The organism is Paenibacillus intestini (genome assembly GCF_030803945.1).
Taxonomy (GTDB): Bacteria; Bacillota; Bacilli; order Paenibacillales; family Paenibacillaceae; genus Paenibacillus; species Paenibacillus polysaccharolyticus.
In genome coordinates, this window is sequence record NZ_JAURUN010000025.1 from 1 (window position 1) to 8,099 (window position 8,099).

The window sequence follows — 8,099 nt, forward strand, 5'->3', positions numbered from 1 at the left end:
CCTCACTTCTTCGCAGCAACGGATGCTCGTGCTGCATCAGCTGAATCGGGACTCGCTGGGCTATAACATGCCGGCGGCCCTGGAGCTGACAGGGGCCGTAGATCGGCAGCGATTGGAGAACGCCTTGCAACACCTGGTTGCCCGCCATGAGGTGCTGCGAACTTCGTTTGAATGGGAGGGGGACGTACCGGTACAGCGGGTACAGGCCGACCTTACCTTTGAGCTGGAAAAGGGGAACGGCCATACGGCGGAGGAGATGATGGAAGCCTTCGTGCGTCCGTTTGACCTGAGTAAGGCACCGCTACTGCGAGCGGCTCTAGGGGAACTGGAGGGCGCGCGTAGTCTGCTACTTATCGATATGCACCATATTATTTCAGATGGTACAACCCTCAGCCTGCTAATCGAAGAATTTATGGCGCTGTATGAAGGGAAGAGCCTGCCAGCACAGCGGGTGCAGTACAAGGATTATGCCCAGTGGCAGAACCAACGCATGAGCTCGGGCGTGCTGGAGCAACAAGAGGCGTACTGGCTGAAGCAGTATGAGGGGGAGGTGCCGATGCTGGATCTGCAGGGCGATTATCCGCGTCCAGCTGTATTCAGCCAGGCGGGAGACACGGTGACGGCGGTGATGGACCGGGAGCTGACGGCTCAGGTGAAAAGGCTGGCGGCTGATACAGGCACCACGCTGTATATGGTGCTACTGGCAGCCTATACGATTCTGTTGTCGAAGTATACGGGGCAGGAGGATGTCATTGTGGGTACGCCGGTGGCTGGGCGACCGCATGCGGATCTGGAGCGGATGGCCGGAATGTTCGTGAACACGCTGGCTTTGCGGAACCGTCCGGAAGGGACGAAGACGGTAAAGGGGTACTTGCAGGACGTGAAGGAACAGGCGCTTCTGGCGTACGAGAATCAGGACTATCCGTTTGAGCGTCTGGTCGAGAAGCTGGAACTTGTACGGGAAGTGAGCCGGAACCCGCTGTTTGATGTGATGTTTGCACTGCAAAATATGGATCGTCAGGTGCTGGAACTGCCGCAAGTACAGATTACGATGCTTGAAGTTACGCAACGTTATATTCAGTTTGATGTATTTTGGAACTTCATTGAGGTTGAGGACACACTCAAACTTTATGCTGGGTACAACAACAAACTTTATCGGTCGACTACGGTGCAACGTTGGATTGACAGTTTTTCTATTGTTCTGAAGCAAATGACACACACACCCGACATGCTATTGTCAAATATTGATGTAGTATCTGAACAAGACAAACTGGCTCTGGCTGGATTTAATGAAACTGACACTTTATATACCAAAGAAACACCACTGCATGCTTTGATTGAAGCCCAAGTTATGAAAACACCGGATCAGAGGGCAATTGATAGTCCAGAAGGTCATTTGACTTATCGTGAGTGGAATGCGAAGGCAAACCAAGCGGCTGCCCTGCTTCTCGCTCAAGGAGTACAAAAAGACGAGGTTGTTGCCCTTGTCGGAGAACGCTCTTTAGAAATGATGATCGGTATTTTAGGAATTATGAAGGCTGGATGTGCCTATTTACCGATAGATCCGAGTCTGCCTGAGGATAGAATTCAATATATGTTGGTGGATAGTGCAGTAAAAGTTGTACTACTTGAGAAAAAGAAATGGCTCCCTGTGCTTGGCTGTTCTAAAGTCAGCATAATACTGCTGGAGGATATGAAAGAGCCAAAGCCGATTCAATTACCGTCTGTAGAATCTAGCGGGTTGGCTTATGTCATTTACACGTCGGGAACAACAGGAAGGCCCAAAGGTGTTATGATCGAACATCGTTCAATAGTCAATCGATTAGAATGGATGCAACGTGAGTATCCTCTTGAACGGAAAGATGTAATTTTGCAAAAAACACCATTTACATTTGATGTCTCGGTATGGGAGTTGCTGTGGTGGGCCATTGCAGGAGCCAGTGTATACATGCTACCGCAGGGCGGAGAGAAAGATCCAGGTTTGTTACTGGATACTATAGAAAAAGCGGGTGTAAGTGTTATTCACTTTGTACCATCAATGTTCCAGATTATGACTGAACAAGTGGAACGCTTTGCTGAAGCCCATAAGCTGAGAGGACTACGCTATATATTTTTAAGCGGGGAAGCTCTAAAATCCGAGCAGATAGAAAGATTCCGTAATTGTTTAGAATGTAATCAGGAAATTCCGCGTCTCCTTAATTTGTATGGTCCTACAGAGGCGACGGTAGATGTCACTTACTATGACTGTACGAATCATCCAATTGAACGTCCTGTTCCTATAGGTGCTCCAATAGCTAATACAAAAATCCACATCCTAAATTCAAATGGTCTGTTGCAGCCTATTGGAGTGATCGGTGAACTATATGTATCAGGTGTAGGATTGGCACGAGGCTATCAGAATCAACCGGAATTGAATGCCAGCAGTTTTCCTACAAATCTGAAGGCTGCGGAATGCAGGATGTACAGAACAGGAGATCTAGGCAGATGGTTGTCAAGCGGTGAAATTGAGTACATTGGACGTAGAGATCACCAAGTGAAAATTCGTGGTTATCGAATTGAGTGTGAGGAGATTGAAAATCTGTTATTACAACAGGAAGGAATTCAGGCGGCTGCTGTTGTGGATTGGGATGAACAAAACGGTGAAAAAATACTTTGTGCATATGTAGTAGCTGAAAAAGAACTGGATACCAGAGAATGTAAGAAGAATCTAGCTAAATGGGTTCCGGCTTACATGATTCCATCTCATTTCATACAAATAGATGAAATGCCGACGACAATACACGGAAAGGTAAATCGCCGGGATCTTCCAAAACCTGTGAAAGGGATAAATCAGCTTAACTATGAAGCGCCTCGTAATACAACTGAGCTTCGGTTAGCAGAGTTATGGCAAGAGTTATTGGACACAAAGCACGTTGGAATCCGAGAGAACTTCTTTGACCTTGGGGGACATTCATTGAAGGCAACTCAGCTTACATTCCGGATACAACAAGCTTTTGAGATCGAAATTCCATTAAAGGAAATATTTATTGGACCGACGATTGAGCAGCTGGCAGTCTATATTCAGCAAGCGGAAAAACAAAAACAAAAACGGATTGATAAAGCTATAATGCAGCCCTTCTATCCGGTCTCATCTGCTCAAAAACGTATGCTGTTATTGGAACAATTCGGAGATATAGGTGTTAGCTATAATATGGCTCATATCTTAGAGCTAAAAGGCAGTTTGAACGTGGCACAATTGGAACAAGCGCTTCGTAAGCTGATTGAAAGACATGAGATATTAAGAACATCCTTTTTATGGATCGGCGGAGAGCCTGTTCAAGTCATTCATGATGAAGTACCATTCCAGCTTAAGGTTATCAACAATATCTCGGTTGAAAAAGATAATGAGTTGCTGATAAAAGAATTAATTCAACCCTTTGATCTATCTGTAGCTCCACTTATACGAACGTATCTTATTAGGAAGTCGGAGTATCAGCACTTATTAATTGTTGACATACACCATATTGTCGGCGATGGTTTCTCATTAAAAATTATTGTTAATGATTTGATGAGTTTGTTTAGTGGAATTGAATTGCCACTTCTGGGTGTTCAGTATAAAGACTTTACTGTATGGCAGAAAGCTCGAATAGAAAACGGTGAACTGTCTTCACAAAAAAACTATTGGGCAAATATGTTTCAGGATGGAATTCCTGCTCTCAGTTTGCCTTACGATGCACCTAGGGATAAGAATTCTTTATCGGAGGGTGGTTGGATCGATTTTTATTCCGGTGGAGAGCTGGCGTTACAGGTGTATACTGCAATATCTAATGAAGGTGTTTCATTGTACATGTTCTTGATGACTTGTTTTCAGATTTTGTTGTCGAAACTTTCGGGAGAAAATGATATTGTAACTGGCTGCCCGATTGCAGGAAGAACTCATCCAGACTTAGATCCAATGGTAGGTATGTTTGTGAATATATTACCGATTAGAACCCAGTCACATCCTGCTAATAGTTTTCGTGAGGTTTTGACCATAGTGAAATCAAACATGATCAATGCTTTTAATAATCAGGAATATCCTTTTGAGGAATTGGTGGAGCTTCTGGATGTCCCACATCAAATGGGTAAAAATCCTGTGTTCGATACCGTGTTTGTTCTGCAGAATCTGGATTTGCAGTTGCCCGAACTTGGCGGATTGAACGTTACGTATATCCCATATCATACTCGTACAACAAAATTTGATTTGAAGCTTGAAGCGGAGGAAGTACAGGGTGATATACATTTCGCGTTTGAGTATGCCAGAGGATTATTCAGTGACAGCTCTGTAAAACTATTATGTGAGGACTTCCTTGATATATTGCGGCAAGTGATATCCAATCCGGATATTAGTCTTTTGGATATTAAAATTTCAGGCAGGGACAAGCACCATAACGTTGATAGCTTCCTTGAACGCGTGGACTTTGATTTTTAGTAAAAGTATGAACCTATAGTAACCAAAGTGACGGAGGACTAAGCATGAATTATCCTATAACTCCTAATACAGAGCTTCAGAATGATTTGATGAAAGCCGGAAACATCAGTGGCTTTGTCTGGGATACAGGGGACAGTACTTTTTCGAGTGGTCAGGCATCCTTAATTTATAGGATGCCCGATCCTATCGGAAAAGAAATTGTTCGCATTAGTAAAGGATCAGATTACGGAGTATTCATTGTTTTGCTAAGTGCTGTTCAGTACATGGTGTACCGCTATAATGGAGAAACCCGACCTGTGGTTGCTGTGCCCGTATTTAAAAAATCTACGGGCAAGCAGAGTAAGCAAATGCTGTTGGTTTCCACAGACATTGAGCCTTGTGAAACTTTCTCTTCATATATTACTGCTTGCAGAGAGGCCATCATGAAATCCGAAAAATGGCATGCGGATACCTTATTTGCTACTGAATCTAGCGGTCACGAAGAGGCATTTTATAAAACTATTGTAATGATGGCAAATGTCCATGAAGATATGACTCAGCTTTCTTCTGATATTTCGTTTGTCTTCGATAGAGTAGATGACTCTATCAACTTGCGCTTACAGTATCAAGAACAGAGGTTCAGTAAAAGATTTGTTGAGCAACTGTTATCGCACTTCGCCACATGCCTGGAGAAATTATTAATTCAACAAGAGCATCTTCACAACTTTGATGTGCTCCATCAAGAAGAGAAAGCTCTTATTTTGGATATGTCCAATAATACAAAAAAAGAATCTCCTGTAACAACAATAAATAAGCGTTTTGAAGAACAAGTTGACTGTAATCCTGACAAAATAGCAGTTGTTTGCGGGGAAAGTAGTTTAACTTATTCTCAGCTAGACCAGAAAGCCAATCAACTTGCGAATTACTTGTTGACTGATCGAAAGATACTGCCGCAAGAAAAGGTTGGAATTTTAATTGAGAGAACTCCTGATATGATTGTGGCAATCCTCGGAATTATTAAGGCAGGCGGGGCATACGTTCCTCTAGATCCGGAGTACCCTTTGGAAAGAATCTCATCCATTCTGAATGATGCTGAAGTTCGAGTTGTCGTCTCATCACAAAAGCAAATCCAATTATTGAATACACTTCAGTGGGAATGTAATTGCTTTCAAAGTTACGTTTGTCTTGATATAGACAGTGTTCTAGATGGAGAAGATGCTTCGCGGAATGAAATGATGGATAATGAAATTTGGGAATACATTGGGAAAAAAGCTACAAATAACATTGAAGGTGGAGCATGGGTTAACAGTTACAATAGAGAGGCATTTTCCGTTGAAGAAATGGATGAATATGCAGAAAATGCATATCTCAAATTAAAACCGTACTTGGGGCCTGAAACTCGGGTACTCGAGATAGGGTGTGCTTCTGGATTAAGTATGTTCCGAATTTCTCCTCACGTAGGTTTATATTATGGAACGGATATATCTAATGTAATCATTGAAAAATGCCGTGTCCAAGTTAGTAAAACTGCTCAGGAAAATATAAAACTGAAATGTCTTCCTGCACATGAAATTGGCAAGTTAGGTGAAGGTCAATTTGATATTGTTATTCTGAACAGCGTAATTCAATTATTTCATGGGCATAATTATTTAAAACAATTAATAGCAAGTATTATTGAATTGATGTCAAATAATGGTGTTATATTCTTTGGTGATGTAATGGATTTGGATACGAAACAAGATTTACTTCGATCCCTAAAATCTTTCAAAAAAGAGAACCCAGAATACAACACAAAAACTGAATTTACATCGGAGCTCTTTATCTCTAAAAGTTTCTTTAATGATCTTCCTCATGATTTTCCAAATATATGCGATGTGAGCATAACTGAAAAAAAATTTACGATTCCTAACGAATTGACCCAATTTCGATATGACGTTTTGGTTTCTATAGACAAGGCGAGTCCCTTATCTATATCGCTTAAACCGAAAAGCAAGTTCCAGCATGGTCGTTTGCAATTGGAACAATATTCTGAAAACGAACGTCCTGATGTATCTGACTATAATCACCTGGCTTATATCATCTATACGTCCGGATCAACAGGTGTACCTAAAGGAGTTGCGGTTGAACATAAGAATGTAGTTCATCTATTTTCAAACAGTCGTACTTTATATAATTTCAATGAAAATGACGTGTGGACTTTTTTTCATTCATATTGTTTTGATTTTTCAGTGTGGGAGATATTTGGGGCTTTGTTCTTTGGCGGAAAATTAATAGTAGTGCCTCTGGAAGTTGCTAGAAATGCTATGGAGATGAGAGAGCTTATTTTGAGCAATCAAGTAACTGTGTTTAATCAAACACCTTCCTCTTTTTACCATTTTATGGAGGGTGATCTACCAGCTCCTAATCCGTTGCGTTATGTGATTCTTGGTGGGGAAGCCTTAAAGCCTTATATGTTGAAAGAATGGCATGAAAATAATCCAGATATCAGCATAATTAATATGTATGGCATCACTGAAACGACTGTCCATGTTACATATAAAGAAATTAATGATAAAGATACACAAAGTCATGTTCAAAATATTGGTAGAGCGCTTTTTGGCCTATCGACATACGTACTTGACCAACGAAAACGGCTTCAACCGTTAGGTGTACCTGGTGAGTTATACGTTTCCGGTGAAGGTGTGGCTCGTGGATACGTAAATCGTCCGGAGTTGACAGCTGAGCGATTTGTCGATAATCCGTATGAACCTGGAGAGCGGATGTACCGGACAGGAGATCTTGTCCGATGGATGCCTGATGGAAACCTGGAGTATCTTGGACGAATGGATCATCAAGTTAAAATTCGAGGTTACCGTATTGAGACGGGTGAATTAGAAGCAGTACTGCTCAGTCATCCGGCAATTCGGGAAGTGGCTGTTATTGCCCGCGAGGATCACGAGGGACAAAAATATCTGTGTGCGTATGTATCGGGTGAGTCTGAAGTGGTTGCGGAAGAGCTAAAAGAATATATGAGTTATAAGGTGCCGAGCTATATGGTACCCGCGTACTTTATCTGGCTTGAACGATTGCCGCTGACGCCAAACGGAAAAATAAACCAGAGTGTGCTCCCAGAGCCAAGCGGTGTGGAGGAAAGCGCGTATGTAACACCACGAGATGAAATTGAGCTTAAGCTGGTAGAAATCTGGCAAGAAGTGCTGGGGGTAGAATGTGTTGGAATTCAGGATTCTTTCTTTGATCTGGGTGGTCATTCCTTAAAAGCGACACGCCTCATTTTTAGAATGCATCAGCATTTGGGGGTGGACATGCCCTTGAACGAGGTGTTTCGCGCATCCACGGTGGAGCAACAAGCCGTATACATCCGTCAAGCCGCAAAACTGCGTTACGAGAGGATTGAAACCGCCGAGCCGCGGGAAACGTATCCCCTCACTTCTTCGCAGCAACGGATGCTCGTCCTGCATCAGCTGGATCAGGACTCGCTGGGCTATAACATGCCGGTAGCCCTGGAGCTGACAGGGGGCGTAGATCGGCAGCGATTGGAGAACGCCTTGCAACACCTGGTTGCCCGCCATGAGGTGCTGCGAACTTCGTTTGAATGGGAGGGGGACGTACCGGTACAGCGGGTACAGGCCGACCTTACCTTTGAGCTGGAAAAGGGGAACGGCCATACGGC

At 43.1% G+C, this 8,099-nt stretch carries 2 protein-coding genes; both read left to right on the plus strand.

The features are described from left to right. Nucleotides 1-4,450 (plus strand): amino acid adenylation domain-containing protein (locus J2T16_RS28690; RefSeq protein WP_499020203.1); only part of this gene is annotated, 4,450 nt, incomplete at its 5' end. Nucleotides 4,451-4,494: 44 nt separating this feature from the next. Further along, on the plus strand, nt 4,495-8,099 hold a 3,605-nt coding region (locus tag J2T16_RS28695; RefSeq protein WP_499020205.1), incomplete at its 3' end, for an amino acid adenylation domain-containing protein.